The following is a 14,623-nucleotide window of genomic DNA, read 5'->3' on the forward strand; positions in this document are numbered from 1 at the left end:
GTCCGACTCAAGGCCGAACGCTTTTATCTAATTCGTCGTATCCGCATAAGTGGTCAACTCGTTAGGGTTCAACTGTTGCCATTCCTGTGAATAGAACTTGTCGTTAATCTTGTACTTGGGCTTAGCTTGTGGCTGGGTCAAGAACGGATCGACCTTTTGGTCAACCGCCAGCCAGCCCCGCCAGCCTAAATGAATCGTATCCGTCATGAAGTAAGGCACGTTGCTCTTATCCGTCAGGTCGCAAATGTTGTTAAACCCTTGCGACTGCAACTGATAACGAATCTTCTGATCAAACTGCCGGAGCATGCTTTGCGACAGACCCGTGTAGGCCGACCACTTCGCATTCACTGGTGGAATAATGAACATCACATTCGTATGCAACCGTGCAAACTGATCCAGAACCAATTGGAAATCGGCGAATTCAGGTGACTTCGTATAGCTCAGGTTCTTTTGGAACCCAGCTAACTTCCCACCCTTTAACTCCTGTTTCAGTCCATGGTTATAGAACGAATCACTGATTTGGAACCGGTTATTCCCCGTTTGGGACTTCCCAATGCGGCCTGCCAAGGCATCCAACTTCGAGAAGGAGTATTGAGTGGGTAACTTCTTCGCTTGCTGGTTAACCTTATTCAGGTTCTGCGATGGCATGTTGATTCCCGAGAAGAATTCATCCTCTTGAGTTAACATGTTTTGCTTGGCTTTGAGGTAGAAACGTTGGTTACTCGTCAACGATTGACCAGCCGATACCCGCTTTAAGGCTGCGTAGAGGAAATGGTCTGACTTGGCCACTGGCATCTGCAGCAACCGCTTCGCCGCATACTGATCGATAGCGTCGTGACGGTAGTGTGACAACCACTCCGTCGTCTGCAATTGTGAGTAGTAGAAGGCAAAGGCATCCTTCCGCGTCCCGTCTTTGACGAACCATTGTGGCGAAATCACGAAGACCGCCTTCTTGTTCTTCAGCTCCGATTGGATGTTTTGCATCACGAAGAACTGGGTCAAAGATTGCGTCCCCCGAGCACCCAGTAGAAACGGCCGGTAGTCCCGGTGATACTTCTGGGCTAAGACCGATGGGTGCATGGGATCGATTCGAGACCATTCCGACGAGCCGAAGAACGGCACGTAGTTTTGCTTCAACGCCGCTTCCTTAATCCGCTTACCCTTTAACACGTTAGGCGACAAGGAAACCGCCGCTTGGCGTTCTTCACCTGCGCTGACCTTCTTAAACCCAAAGGTCACCGGTGAGACCAATACCGCCAAAACCAAGATAGCCGCGAGAATTAACGGACCAAAGATCCGTAGTAATCGCTTTGCCATGTGCTAGGCCAGGCTTTCGACTTTCGCAATGATCTTGTTGGGCGTGTCCCACTCTGACCGCTCAAATTCAGAAACTGGCACGTTGACACCCAGCTGTGACTGTAGTTGTAACAACAGTTGAACGGAACCCATGGAGTCTAACAACCCACTATCAAACAAGTTGTCATCCATCGCACCACTAACATCGTTCCCCGTTAAATCAGATAAAATTGATAATACCGTTTCTTTTACATCCATGATAATTTCCCCCTAAATGAAATAATCCTACTTTTATTATTTGGTAAACCAGAGTGTATTTAAGAATCCTGAGAAAATCAGGAAACTAAAGCAGACCAAGTTAGCCGTTAAGAAAATGGCAAAGATCTGCGTGAAACCGTTGTGCGGTACGCTGGCCCGGTGCTTCTTCTTGTACCGCAACCAAGCATCGTTAACCACCAGTGCGACCCCGTGGAACAGCCCGTAAGTGATATAGTACCAGGTGACCCCGTGCCAGAACCCCATGACTAACATGTTAATAATGTACGTCACGTTGGCGGTCGTCCGCGGACTCTTGAAGATGCGGTGCTTCATGAACCAGAAGACCAACCGCATGTAGATGAAGTCCCGGAACCAGAAGGACAGCGTAATGTGCCACCGATTCCAGAAGTCCTTGATGTTCGGCGAACGCCAAGGCTGCTTAAAGTTCATTGGCGTTTCGATGCCCATCAAGTAAGACGTCCCGACAGCGAACAAACTATAGCCGGCGAAGTCAAAGAACAAATCCGCACTGTACGCGTACATGTATCCCAGGACGGGCCATGAAAGATCCATGAAGCCACCCCGTGAATGCATCGCCATGACCTGCAACTTAGGCATCAAGATGGTCCCGAAGTAGTACGCTAACAGGAACTTATACAAGAACCCCACAAAGATATATCGAATACCCTTCTGGATCATCCCCAGATACTTCTCGCGACTCGGAACGGTCCGATAATCGTGCTCAAACCGCCGATAACGGTCAATGGGCCCCGACGAAATCGTGGGGAAGAAGAGCATGAATTGCAGGAACGTCATCACCTGATAGTCCTTCAACGTGCCATCCCGTGTCTCCATCATGGTCTGGACCGCCCGGAACGTCAGATAACTGATTCCCAGGAACCCAATTAAGGACGCCTGACCGTTTTCCACGGCCGGGGTGACCTTCACGATGGTCAACGGTAAGATAGCGAGAATGACTAACAGGTAAAAGACCGGACCGGAGTTTTTCTGCTTACGATAAACAGCGTACCCCCAAGTTAACGCCACTTCATACAAGATATAGATGATTAACGCAATCCCTTGCGTCCACTTCGGTCCCCCAAACGTCAGGACCAGAAAGAAGATTGAAATCAGTGTCTCGTACAGCCGTGAACGTTTACCGTAAAGCAACCCGATCATCAGCGGAATCATGGCAACCCCTAATAAGGCGAAATAGGTCGGGTTACCATATGGTTCAAATGAAAGCATTACTGATTGACCTCAGCGATAATTGACTTAATATCCACCTTGCCGTTGGGGGTCATCGGTAAGCTTTCTTTATACACGAACCGTTGCGGAATCATGTATTCCATCATGTCGCCACCCTGTAAGTTCTCCTTAATCGCCTTGGTTAAGTCTAACTCAGACAGGTCAGTCGCTTCTGGAACGACCCAGGCAATCAACTGGCTGACCTTATGGTTGCGATCATACCGGGGAACCGCTACTCCCGCTTGAATATGGTCTTCTTGGGACAAGTAGTGGTTCACTTCTTCCAACTCAATCCGGTAACCGTGGAGCTTAATCTGGAAGTCCGTCCGACCATGGTACATGATCAAGCCGTTATCCAATTGAACCCCTAAGTCGCCTGAACGGTAGACCCGTTGACCGTGCCAATCAATGAAGGCCTTAGCCGTCTTCTCTGGGTTATGCAGGTATCCTTTCGACATGGACGGTCCGTAAATCAAAATCTCGCCTTCCGTACCGGCGGAAACTTCATTCAACTGGTCGTCGACGACCTTCATAGTGGTATCGCCCTTGGCGTACCCGATTGGTAACCGAGAGTAATCCGCTAAAATCTGGTCGGTAATTTCAACTTGGGTCACCGCGACCGTCGTTTCTGTTGGGCCATAGGTGTTGAAGATTTTGGCTGCTGGGAAACGGTTGTGCAAGGTCTGCGCCGTTGCGTGGGTCAACTCTTCACCACAGAAGAGGAACCGTTGGAGGTCCGGATAATGGGCCGCGTCAAACGTTGGTTCCAGCAAGCAAATGTCCATAAAGGACGGTGTCGAAACCCACACGTCCAAGCCCATCTTAGGTAACGTCTCAAAGAGTTCCTTGAAATTATCCGTCACCTGCTTGGGCAAGGCTACCAATGTCCCCCCGCTCGCTAACGTTGGTCCCCAATCCATGACAGAGAGGTCAAAGGAGTACGGGGCTTGCGATAAGGTCCGTGGCTGTTGGGGTAACGTGAAATCATCACTCAGCATCCAATTGACGTAACTCAATAAATTCGTGTGTGAAATCTGGACCCCCTTGGGCTTCCCCGTGGTACCAGACGTGAAGATGATGTAGTAAGTCTCATCTTCTGTCACTTCGTGCGACACCACATAATCGGGTGCCGGTTGCTGGAAAATCGCCTCCAGGTCATCCGGTGTGATGACGATGGTGTGTGGCAGGTCCGTCGGTAAGGGAGCCACCGCGATGGCCGCTGCGGGTTGCGCAATCTCATTGATCGTAGTAATCCGCTCGAGCGGCGAGTGCGTATCAATCGGCACATACGCATGACCACTCTTAGTAATCCCTACAAACGTGGCAATCATGGTAAAGGTCTGCCCACCATAAACTAAAATGGGGGCCTCTCGTGGTAACTTCAGCGCATCTAAGCGCGCCGCCAAAGCGTCCGAGTAGCGCTTCAGTTCTCCGTACGTATTCGTGTGACCCAAATCGTCGTAAACAATCCGATCTGGGTCCGTTGTTGCGATTTGGTCAATCGCCGTGATCATGTTTTTTATCACTATTTATCCCCCCAAAGAATAACCGTCCTTACGGTACTCCGCTTAAAACTCATTGTAAATAAATGTCGTGCTGTTTAGGCCGCTATAGCCATATAAATAAACTAACGCCATTAAAATCGCAAAGTAGAATATCGTCCAGCCAATAAAGGCTATCACTGGCTGATGCCAAATCGCCAGCCACTTTGTGCGCATGAGTTTCACCCCCAACTTTTTTGTCGACTGATATGTTACATCCCCGTAGTCGATAGTCGTTCACGAACAGTTTTGGTGCTCCCGGACACCCCCTTAAAACCGTCCCATTTACCTGCTGTTTCCGGTAAATGTTTATAGTTTGAGATTATCATTGCGAAAACCAGATTGCAAACAACACCCCCTAACCTTAACGCTTTCTTTTCATTTTTTGACCGCGTTTAGTTAGTTGAGTGGCCCAAAAAAGGCTACTGAAAACTTTCAGTAGCCTTGAAGGGTTTAATCACAGACACTTGTGACCATAATTAGTTGTCATTAAATTTATCACGCATCTTGTCGAACAAATTACCTTTTCCCGTGCCAGACACGCTTTCGCCACTGGCTTTCGCGAAGTCCCGCAGCGCATCACGTTGCCCCTTATTCAGGTTCTTCGGCGTGACGACCTTAACCGTGACGTGTTCATCACCGTTACCGTTCCCCCGCAGGCGCGGCGCACCCTTGCCACGTAAGCGGAAAGTTGTGCCCCCTTGGGTCCCGGCTGGCACCTTCAGCTTCACGTCACCATGCACCGTCTTGACCGTGACCTCATCACCCATTGCCGCTTGGACAAAGGAGATTGGTTGGTCAAAGAAGATTTCGGTACCGTCACGGCGGAAGTCCTTGCTAGGTTGAACTTGGAAGATGATAAAGAGGTCACCGTAACCCCCGCCGTTTTGACCGGCTTCACCTTGGCCCTGTAAGCGCATCTGTTGTCCGTCATCGACCCCGGCTGGAATCGTAACTTCAACTTCATGCCGTTGTTCCTCGTGGCCAGAACCGCCACAAGTTGGGCACTTTTCCTTGATCTCTTGCCCCGTACCGTGGCAGACCGGGCAAGGTTGTTGACTCTGCATCCGGCCCAGTGGCGTATTGGTGACCGTCGTCACGTAACCCGAGCCGCCACACCGTTGACAGGTCACTGGTGAGGTTCCCGGCTTCGCACCGTTACCACCACACGTGTGGCATTGTGCTTCCCGGGTGTAAGTGATCTTGGTCTTCTTACCAAAGATGGCTTCTTCGAACTTCAACGTCATCTGGTACTGTAAGTCCCGTCCAGGTCGGGGCGCATTCGGGTTGCGTTGACCACCCCCGCCAAAGAACTGGTTGAAGATGTCGTCAAAACCGCCGCCACCGCTAAAGCCGCCGAAGCCGCCAGCTTGGCCGCCACCAAAGCCGCCAAAGCCACCTTGGGCACCGTCAGCTGAACCGTATTGGTCATAGTTTTGCCGCTTGTCTTTGTCGCCTAAAACGTCGTAGGCGTCCTGAACTTCCTTGAATTTCTCCGCGGCGTCAGGTGCCTTATTGAGGTCCGGATGATACTTCTTGGATAACTTCCGGTAGGCCTTTTTGATTTCGTCTTGACTGGCGTCCTTAGACACTCCTAGGACACCGTATAAGTCCTTTTGCGCCATCGTTTTCCTCCCAATCTAAAAGCTACTTGTTAGAATAGCACACCTCGAAACAAAAAGCCAAAGCCCCGCGGACTCTGGCTTTTTGCCCTTACTTATTTAAAAGTTCGGCAGTCAGCTTACTTGTTATCGTCATCGTGAACTTCGTGGAAGTCACCATCAACGGTATCGTCACCCTTGCCACCGTTGTCACTGGTTCCTTGAGCACCACCTTGGGCACCGGCACCAGCCGCACCATTAGCGCCGCCTTGGGCGTTTTGGGCTTGTTGGTATAACTTGACAGACAAGTCTTGGATAATCTTAGTCAAATCATCCTTCTTGGTCTTCATGTCGTCGAGGTTGTTCGCTTCTTGGGCCTTCTTCAACGCGTCACGCGCATCTTCAGCCTTCTTGATTTCGTCATCAGAAACCTTGCCCTTAACTTCCTTCAGCGTCTTATCCGTCTGGAACAAGAGTTGGTCGACTTCGTTCTTGGTGTCGACTTCTTCCTTACGCTTCTTGTCGGCTGCTTCGTTTTCCTTAGCTGCCTTCATCATCTTTTCGATTTCGTCATCGGACAGGCCATCGGAACTCTTGATGGTGATCTTTTGTTCCTTGTTCGTGCCCATATCCTTAGCGGAAACGTTAACGATCCCGTTCTTATCGATATCGAACGTTACTTGGATTTGAGGAACACCACGAGGGGCAGCTGGAATGTCTGTCAGTTGGAAGTTCCCCAACGTCTTGTTGTCCGCAGCCATTGGCCGTTCACCTTGTAAGACGTGGATATCAACGGCTGGTTGGTTATCCGCAGCCGTAGAGAAGACTTGGGACTTGCTGGTTGGGATCGTCGTGTTCCGATCGATCAACTTCGTGAAGACACCACCCATGGTTTCAATCCCCAAGGACAATGGCGTCACATCCAACAGCACAACGTCCTTGACGTCACCGGTGATGACCCCACCTTGAACGGCGGCACCTAAAGCAACGGCTTCATCAGGGTTGATGGAGTGGCTTGGCTCCTTACCCGTCCAGTTCTTGACCGCTTCTTGAACGGCTGGAATCCGAGTTGACCCACCGTTTAAGATGACCACGTCAATGTCGCTGGCTTGTAAGTCCGCATCCTTCAACGCATTTTGAACAGGGATCCGGGTCTTGTCAACCAAGTCCGCCGTTAATTCGTTGAACTTAGCCCGTGACAAGCTCTTTTCCAAGTGCAATGGGCCGTTTTCACCAGCCGAAATAAATGGCAAGCTGATTTGGGCTTCAGTAACCCCAGAGAGGTCCTTCTTAGCCTTTTCAGCGGCATCCTTCAGCCGTTGCAGTGCCATCTTATCCTTGGACAAGTCCACACCGTTTTCATCCTTGAAACCAGCAATCAACCAGTCCATGATCTTTTGGTCAAAGTCATCCCCACCTAAGTGAGTATCCCCGTTAGTGGACAGAACATCGAAGACGCCATCCCCTAAGTCCAGGATGGACACATCAAACGTCCCACCACCAAGGTCGTAAACCATGATCTTTTCGTCTTTATCCTGCTTATCCAAACCGTAAGCTAAAGCAGCCGCCGTTGGTTCGTTGATAATCCGTTCAACGTTCAGACCCGCAATCTTACCGGCATCCTTAGTTGCTTGCCGTTGGGCATCGTTGAAGTAAGCTGGGACCGTGATGACCGCCTTGTCGACCGTGTCACCAATGTAGTCTTCAGCAAACGACTTCAAGTGTTGCAGAATCATCGCGGAGATTTGTTCTGGCGTGTAGTCCTTGCCATCCACGGCAACCTTGTATCCGGCTTCACCCATGTGGCTCTTAATTGATGAAATCGTGTTAGGGTTCGTGATTGCTTGCCGCTTGGCAACTTCACCAACTTGGGTTTCACCATCTTTAAACGCAACGACGGATGGCGTCGTCCGAGCGCCTTCCTTGTTCGCAATGATCTTGGGGGTACTACCTTCTAGAACGGCAACGGCTGAGTTGGTCGTCCCTAAATCAATCCCAATAATTTTATTGCTTGCCATCAAAAATTCCCTCTTTTTCGTTTATTTTTGAATTAAATTACTGTGCTACGACCACCATGGCTGGTCGTAAGACCCGGTCCTTGAGAAGGTAACCCTTCTGGAGGACCTGTGCCACAGTTTCTGCCGGTTGATCATCCGAGGCAGGAACGGTTTGAACAGCTTGGTGCTTAGTGGGATCGAACTTCTCACCCAACGCACCAATCTCGGTGATGTTGTTCCGCTTAAGGGCGTCTTGTAAATGATCATAGGTCATTTGGACCCCCTTCTTCAAACTTTGAGCAGCCTGGTCGTCAGCATCGACGGCTAAGGCCCGTTCCAAGTTATCGATTACGGGTAACACATCCTTGGCTAACTGTTGACCATCGTACTTGATCAACGTTGCCTGCTCCTTTTCAAACCGGGTTTGCATATTTTGAATTTCAGCTTCGGCCCGCAAATACTTGTCTTCCATGTCTGCGGACTTTTGCTTCAAAGCAGCTAGAGCTTCGGCCGCTGGATCGGGCTTAGCTTGTGCTTGGTCTGTCGCTTGTTTAGCCGCATCTGCAGCCGCTGTCGTGCTGGTAGCTTGTTCCGTTACCGGCCCTTCAGTGGTTGCCGACTTTTGGCTTTCAGCAGATGTCGATTGTTCTTCAGCCACGATTGAACCCCTTCCTTTCTATTACTCGTCATAGTAACGATAATAATCGAGTAGTTTTTTGGCCAACTCTTCACGAAACGCCCCCACGATGCCGATCATCCGCGAATAAGGCATCCGCGTCGGTCCCAAGATGGCAATCATCCCTTGACCGTGTTGATCGACGTCATAAGTCGCCGTGATTAAGCTATAATGCCGTAACGCATCATTGGTCATTTCGTTACCAATTTGAACGGAGATGTTATCTCGCGGTTGCCCCAAAACATCCGCAATATCGTCGGTCTTATCGATCAACGAATATAGCGACTTCAGGGAATCCACGTCACCATCTTCCGCGAAGTTCAGCAGGTTGAGTCGCCCACCGACGTAGAACCGCTCTTGCGCGGCCTTAGTCAACACGTTCCCGAAGATGTCCAAAAAGCCTTCTGGACTCTGTAAGTAACTCGCAATTTTGACCGGAATATCGGTTTGGAGCTTCTTGAGAACCTCGGGTAACGTTAAGCCAACCAGTTGGTCATTGATCAACCGCACGACCGCCTCGAGTTGTTCTCCCGTGACCGTCTCGTTGACATCAAACGTTTGGTTCTCCACGTCGCCACTATCCGTTACCAGAATCGCCATGACTTGCCGGCGACCTAGGGGAACTAACCGAAAGCCGCTTAACCGACTATCCTTAAGCTCCGGCTTCAGCGTAAACGCGGTGTAACTGGTCAAGTTCGAGAGAATCGTCGCAGACTGCGAAATAATCTCATCAATCTTGTGAAAGTCACCGCCCAACGCGGACTGAATCATGTTCAGGTCATTGGGCCGCAACGGGTCCGGCTTGACCAAATGGTCGACGTAATACCGGTAACCTTCCACCGACGGAATCCGCCCAGACGACGAATGCGTCTTGCGAATCAATCCCTGTTCCTCGAGCGCCGCCATCTCGTTACGAATGGTCGCTGAGCTAACGTGGATGGGTAACTGCTTAGCTAGTGCCTTGGATCCCACTGGAACACCACTGTTAGTGAAATCACGGACAACGGCTCGCAGAATCATCATCTGTCTTTCTGACAGCATCACAATCACCCCTTTTTTAGCACTCAAAGTTATTAAGTGCTAAGACACATATATAATGTAGCAAAACACCGTTTTTAAGTCAAGAAATCTGGCAAGAATTTTAGCAATCTCTTTGGTTAAGTGCTAATTTTTTTACCAAGAGGCCCAGTTTACCACTTCTCACCACCAGTGCCAATGAAGTTTCCAAACGAACCCCCAAACCCAAATAGGACGCGAACTCACCGTTCGCGTCCTATTGGTTACTTATTCATGAGCAGCTAACGCGGTAAAGTACGCCCGGGTCGCCACCTCATCTTTTTTCAATTGTTCCACTAGTGCATCCGCACCGGTGAACTTGACCTCGCCGCGCAACCGGTGATGCCATTCCACTTCAACGGGTTCGCCGTATAGGTTACCGTGGAAATCCAGGAGATTCATCTCGACAGTGATCGGCCGGTCATCCCCGAACGTCACGTTACGGCCCACTGAGACCATCCCCGGGTACCAGATTGCACCGACTTTCAACCGGGCCGTGTAAATCCCAATCCCCGGTTGCCACTCATTCGTGGGCGTCAAGACGTTGGCTGTCGGGAACCCAATCGTACGGCCCCGAGCTTCCCCGTGGACCACCACGCCCGTGGTCCGGTAAGTGTACCCCAACAGGTCGTTGACCGTATCGATTTGGCCCGCTTTCATGGCCTGGCGAATACGCGTCGAACTGATCTTATCCTGCGTTGCCGTCTCCTCAGGAACGGTTTCGACCTGAAACCGCCCTTGGGCGTATTCAGGCAACCGCGCCATGGTCGCAATATCTTTGGGCCCATAAGTGTGGTCAAATCCCGCGACAGCCGTCGTCGTATGAAAGGCTACCAGGTAGTGGTCCACAAACTCTTGCGGCGTCTGGGCCGCAAATTCGCCCGTGTAGTTAACCAAGAAGACCCGATCAACGCCTAAGCGTTCCAATTGCCGTAACTTTCGCTCCGGCGTACTCAGGTACTTCTGGTCATCGACCGTCAGGGGCCGGTAAACCAAGGCAGGATGATGATCATACGTCAGCACAGCCAGTTTGACGCCCTGAACCCGCGCCAATGCCTTGGCCCGGTTGATCACAGCCTGATGCCCGCGGTGGACGCCATCAAAGAAGCCCATGGCCAAAACGACCGGGTCCTCAGGCAACTGTCGTGCATCCAGCGGGTGGTGTATTCGAATAACTTCCATCGTTAATAGCTTCTCCTTACCTGTTAATTAACAGCAAACATTTTCAGTGGCTTATACGCGTGCTTGGCCGCCGTCCATTGATAGAGACACTTGATCTCACCTGCATAGCGGAAGGCCAATACCGGAGCCGTCTGTCCCGGCAACTCCTCAGGAGTCAAGAAGACGCCGTTTCTCACCAGCCCCCACAGTCGCTCCGAAAGCTCGACTTGCGGGTATCCGTCCAGCGCGTAATCGATGGGCCGCAAGACTTGGTCTAGGGTGTCGGTTGCCATCGCCGCACTGACCGCTTCTAAGGTCACCGCTTGGTCTAACGTGAACCCGCCGCTCTTTAAACGCGTCAAAGACGCCATAACGGCGGGAACTCCCAACTGACGGCCTAGATCGACAGCCAGCGTCCGGACATAGGTGCCCTTAGAACACGCAATCTTAAAGTCGATGGTCTGGGTCCCCGCTGCGGCATCAAAGGTCCCCGCGCCGTCAAGGTCAAACGCATCGACCGTCACCGTCCGGGTCGGCCGTTCCACGGTCTCGCCCGCTCGAGCGTATTCATACAGTCGCCGCCCGTGAACCTTCACAGCCGAATACATGGGGGGCGTCTGTTGAATCTCCCCCGTCAACGTGGCTGCAGCCGCTTGAATCGCCGCAGCCGTGAAGGGTTGACTCAGGGTTTGGCGGCTTACCTCGTCACCATCTAGGTCTTCCGTAGTCGTCGCGAATCCCAAGGTCACCTGGCCCTGGTAAACCTTTCCGGACGCCATCAGATAGGGCACCACCTTAGTGGCCGTTCCGATACAAATCGGTAAGACCCCATCGACACTAGGGTCCAAGGTCCCGCTATGGCCCACCTTCTTGGTATGCAGAATGTGCCGCAGCTTCGCAATACAGTCGAAGCTGGTCATCCCGCGGGGCTTATACAGGGGAATAATTCCGTTCATATGCATTCCTCCATTAATCAAAAGGACGCTGTCCCCCAACGGGTCAGCGTCCTCAACCGCTCATCGACCAGACTACTTGTCTTGGTGATGAAGATCATTTAACAGTTCATCAATCCGGCTACCGTATTGGACAGACTTATCACGTTCAAAGAACAGCTCTGGAGTCTTATAGATGCTCAACCGCGAACCTAATTCAGAACGAATCAGCCCGGTGGCCTTCTTTAAGCCCTCAGCCGTCTTCTCAGCTGATGACGCCTTGTCCGACAAGATACTGTAGTAAATCGTGGCTTCTTGTAAGTCACCAGTAACTTCCACACCCGTAACGGTAACACCCTCGACGCGAGGATCCCGTACCCGTTTTAACAGGATATCCGTGACCTCACGCTGGATCTCTTGTTCTAAGCGACCAACTCGATATTGTGCCATTTTACGTTGTGCCTCCGTTCTTTACTTAACAGGAACTTCCTTCATGACGTACGCTTCAATCACATCGTCAACCTTGATGTCATTGTAGTTTTCAATCGTCAATCCCAGTTCGTATCCTTGCTTAACTTCCTTCACGTCGTCCTTGAAGCGCTTCAAGCTACCCAGCTTACCTTCGTAGATGACCACGCCATCCCGAATCAACCGAATATCAGCGTCAGAGGTGACTTTACCATCTGTAACCATCCCACCGACGATCGTACCGACCTTAGAAGCATGGTAAATCTGCCGTACTTCCACTTGACCGATAACTTGTTCTTCGTAGGTTGGCTCCAGCATCCCCTTCATCGCCGCTTCGATTTCATCGATGGCGTTGTAGATGACGTTGTGGAGACGAATGTCGACCTTATCGCTATCCGCTTGAGACCGTGCTTGCGGCGTTGGGCGAACGTTGAACCCGATAATGATGGCATCGGAGGCTTCCGCCAACGTGACATCACTTTCGTTAATGGCACCGACGGCCGAGTGAATGATGTTGACCCGCACACCGGCAACGTCAATCTTCTTCAGGCTCCCCGCTAAGGCTTCAACGGACCCTTGAACGTCCGCCTTGATGATGACGTCAACTTCCTTCATTTCGCCTTCCTTAAGGGAATCGAACAGGTTGTCCAACGTCACGTGACTGGTATTCTGGCGTTCCTTGACCAAGGCTTCCTTGGCCCGTTCTTCACCAGCCGCCCGGGCCGTCTTTTCGTCGTCAAAGACCACGAACCGGTCCCCGGCTTCCGGCACATCGTTCAACCCTGTGATTTCCACAGGCGTTGACGGTACCGCTGACTTGATAGCAGAACCGCGTTCGTTGGTCATGGTCCGTACCCGACCGAAGGTGTTCCCCACGACGATTGGGTCGCCGACGTGTAAGGTCCCCGTCTGAACCAGTAAGGTCGCCACGGACCCTTTCCCTTGGTCCAACCGTGCTTCGATCACAGAACCGGCCCCATTTTGATCTGGGTTAGCCTTTAATTCCATGACTTCCGCTTGGAGCAGGATCATGTCCAGCAGTTCATCAATGTTCTTCCCGAACTTCGCTGAGATGTTCACGAAGATGGTGTCGCCACCCCAGTCTTCAGGAATCAATTCATATTCCGTTAACTGTTCCATTACGTGGTTCGGGTTAGCGCCTGGCTTATCGATCTTGTTAACCGCCACGATAATTGGCGTCCCCGCAGCCTTCGCATGGTGAATAGCTTCAATCGTTTGAGGCATCACACCATCATCTGCCGCCACGACCAAGATGGTAATGTCGGTAATTTCCGCACCACGGGCCCGCATTTCGGTGAAGGCCGCGTGTCCTGGCGTATCCAAGAAGGTGATCAGCTTATCATTGTAGTGCACTTGGTAAGCCCCGATGGCTTGCGTGATCCCCCCGGCTTCACCTGCCGTAATGTGGGAGTGCCGCAAGTGGTCCAACAGCGTGGTCTTCCCATGGTCAACGTGTCCCATGATCGTGACCACAGGTGCCCGGGTGACCTGGTGCTTCTGGTTAGCCATTTCTTCATCAAAGGCCTTGTCGATATCCGAAACATCGACTTGAACCTTTTCTTGAGCCTGAATCCCATAATCGGAAGCCAGGATTTCAATCGTATCCTTATCCAGGGATTGGTTTTGGTTGACCATAACCCCCAGCATGAAGAGCTTCTTCACGATTTCGGCTGAAGAACGGTGTAAGAGCTTTGCCAAGTCTTGAGCGTTCATTCCGTCCGTATATTGCAAGACTTCTGGTAACGCCTTGTTCTTCCGTTCAGGAGCGCCCTTGTGTTGGTTCACATCTTTGATCCGTTGGTTCTTCTTGTAACGGTTGTTATTATTATTGCGTCGTCGGTTATTCCGGTTATTGCGGTTATTCCGCCCACCGCGGCTATTCCCGCCACGACGACCATTATTATTGTTTGTATTATTATTCAAGCTTCCACCAAATCTGCCGGTGCCGGAATTACGCGTCCCATGTTGCGTTCCGGTCTGGCCATTATTTTTATTATGTTGCGTGTGTTGCTGGGAATTCTTCGACTGGTGCGTAGCATTAGTCGAAGAAGAATGGTTGGTCGACTGCGACGACTTAGCGGTCGCCTTATTCGTCGCCTGACCGTGTTGGGACGAGTGGTTAGTCGGTCGCTGCGTTGCGGATGCGACCGGCTTTTTAGCTGACTGTCCCGCTGCGGGCTTCTTAAAAGCTGCCCGCAGTTGACGTTCTTCGTTCTCGCCGAGCGTTGACATATGATTTTTCACCGGAAAGCCCTTTTCCTCAGCTTTCGCGATTAATTGTTTACTGGAGACGTTGATTTCTTTAGCAAGTTCGTAAAGTCGCTTTTTCCCCATATCTTCACTCTCCTTAAAATCACATCGATCACGA

Annotated in this window: 13 protein-coding genes; all 13 read right to left on the bottom strand. The window is 51.2% G+C overall.

Annotation, left to right across the window (positions count from 1 at the left end):
* Positions 1–27: 27 nt before the first annotated feature.
* Positions 28–1,317, bottom strand: a complete 1,290-nt coding sequence (gene dltD / locus RIN67_RS07320) for a D-alanyl-lipoteichoic acid biosynthesis protein DltD (protein ID WP_107738542.1) — start codon at positions 1,315–1,317, stop codon at positions 28–30.
* 3 nt (positions 1,318–1,320) lie between these two features.
* On the bottom strand, positions 1,321–1,554 hold the full coding sequence (dltC, locus tag RIN67_RS07325; RefSeq protein ID WP_024746183.1) for a D-alanine--poly(phosphoribitol) ligase subunit DltC: 234 nt from the start codon (positions 1,552–1,554) through the stop codon (positions 1,321–1,323).
* A 36-nt stretch (positions 1,555–1,590) separates the two neighbouring features.
* On the bottom strand, positions 1,591–2,802 hold the full coding sequence (gene dltB, locus RIN67_RS07330) for a D-alanyl-lipoteichoic acid biosynthesis protein DltB (protein ID WP_024746182.1): 1,212 nt from the start codon (positions 2,800–2,802) through the stop codon (positions 1,591–1,593).
* Positions 2,802–4,328 carry a D-alanine--poly(phosphoribitol) ligase subunit DltA gene (gene dltA, locus RIN67_RS07335; protein ID WP_264998904.1) on the bottom strand — a complete coding sequence of 509 codons (1,527 nt, stop codon included), beginning with the start codon at positions 4,326–4,328 and terminating at the stop codon, positions 2,802–2,804. Before dltA ends, dltB begins: the two co-directional genes overlap by 1 nt.
* Before the next feature lie 42 nt (positions 4,329–4,370).
* Positions 4,371–4,520, bottom strand: coding sequence for a teichoic acid D-Ala incorporation-associated protein DltX (locus RIN67_RS07340; protein ID WP_024746180.1), 150 nt, complete (start codon positions 4,518–4,520; stop codon positions 4,371–4,373).
* A gap of 302 nt (positions 4,521–4,822) precedes the next feature.
* Entirely contained in the window at positions 4,823–5,968 is a 1,146-nt protein-coding gene (gene dnaJ / locus RIN67_RS07345) for a molecular chaperone DnaJ (RefSeq protein WP_024746179.1), read from the bottom strand.
* Positions 5,969–6,084: 116 nt separating this feature from the next.
* The gene (dnaK, locus tag RIN67_RS07350) at positions 6,085–7,962 is read right to left on the bottom strand and encodes a molecular chaperone DnaK (protein WP_024746178.1); all 1,878 of its coding nucleotides are present in this window, start codon (positions 7,960–7,962) and stop codon (positions 6,085–6,087) included.
* Positions 7,963–7,999: 37 nt separating this feature from the next.
* Positions 8,000–8,599, bottom strand: a complete 600-nt coding sequence (gene grpE / locus RIN67_RS07355) for a nucleotide exchange factor GrpE (protein ID WP_264998905.1) — start codon at positions 8,597–8,599, stop codon at positions 8,000–8,002.
* Positions 8,600–8,620: 21 nt separating this feature from the next.
* A complete protein-coding gene (gene hrcA, locus RIN67_RS07360; protein ID WP_034544747.1) occupies positions 8,621–9,658 on the bottom strand; it encodes a heat-inducible transcriptional repressor HrcA in 1,038 nt (345 codons plus the stop codon).
* A 243-nt stretch (positions 9,659–9,901) separates the two neighbouring features.
* A complete protein-coding gene (gene ribF, locus RIN67_RS07365; protein ID WP_264998906.1) occupies positions 9,902–10,855 on the bottom strand; it encodes a riboflavin biosynthesis protein RibF in 954 nt (317 codons plus the stop codon).
* A gap of 23 nt (positions 10,856–10,878) precedes the next feature.
* Positions 10,879–11,790, bottom strand: coding sequence for a tRNA pseudouridine(55) synthase TruB (gene truB / locus RIN67_RS07370; protein WP_264998907.1), 912 nt, complete (start codon positions 11,788–11,790; stop codon positions 10,879–10,881).
* Positions 11,791–11,862: 72 nt separating this feature from the next.
* Positions 11,863–12,216 (bottom strand): 30S ribosome-binding factor RbfA, encoded by a 354-nt coding sequence (gene rbfA, locus RIN67_RS07375; RefSeq protein ID WP_024746173.1) that lies wholly within the window; start codon positions 12,214–12,216, stop codon positions 11,863–11,865.
* A 21-nt stretch (positions 12,217–12,237) separates the two neighbouring features.
* Positions 12,238–14,589 (bottom strand): translation initiation factor IF-2, encoded by a 2,352-nt coding sequence (gene infB / locus RIN67_RS07380; protein ID WP_264998908.1) that lies wholly within the window; start codon positions 14,587–14,589, stop codon positions 12,238–12,240.
* Positions 14,590–14,623: the final 34 nt, after the last annotated feature.

Source organism: Levilactobacillus namurensis, from assembly GCF_032197885.1.
GTDB lineage: Bacteria > Bacillota > Bacilli > Lactobacillales > Lactobacillaceae > Levilactobacillus > Levilactobacillus namurensis_A.

Coding starts and splice junctions, on each gene's coding strand:
- dltD (WP_107738542.1), bottom strand. CDS start 1,317: ATGGCAAAGCGATTACTACGGATCTTTGGTCCGTTAATTCTCGCGGCT.
- dltC (WP_024746183.1), bottom strand. CDS start 1,554: ATGGATGTAAAAGAAACGGTATTATCAATTTTATCTGATTTAACGGGG.
- dltB (WP_024746182.1), bottom strand. CDS start 2,802: ATGCTTTCATTTGAACCATATGGTAACCCGACCTATTTCGCCTTATTA.
- RIN67_RS07340 (WP_024746180.1), bottom strand. CDS start 4,520: ATGCGCACAAAGTGGCTGGCGATTTGGCATCAGCCAGTGATAGCCTTT.
- dnaJ (WP_024746179.1), bottom strand. CDS start 5,968: ATGGCGCAAAAGGACTTATACGGTGTCCTAGGAGTGTCTAAGGACGCC.
- dnaK (WP_024746178.1), bottom strand. CDS start 7,962: ATGGCAAGCAATAAAATTATTGGGATTGATTTAGGGACGACCAACTCA.
- hrcA (WP_034544747.1), bottom strand. CDS start 9,658: ATGCTGTCAGAAAGACAGATGATGATTCTGCGAGCCGTTGTCCGTGAT.
- ribF (WP_264998906.1), bottom strand. CDS start 10,855: ATGGAAGTTATTCGAATACACCACCCGCTGGATGCACGACAGTTGCCT.
- truB (WP_264998907.1), bottom strand. CDS start 11,790: ATGAACGGAATTATTCCCCTGTATAAGCCCCGCGGGATGACCAGCTTC.
- rbfA (WP_024746173.1), bottom strand. CDS start 12,216: ATGGCACAATATCGAGTTGGTCGCTTAGAACAAGAGATCCAGCGTGAG.
- infB (WP_264998908.1), bottom strand. CDS start 14,589: ATGGGGAAAAAGCGACTTTACGAACTTGCTAAAGAAATCAACGTCTCC.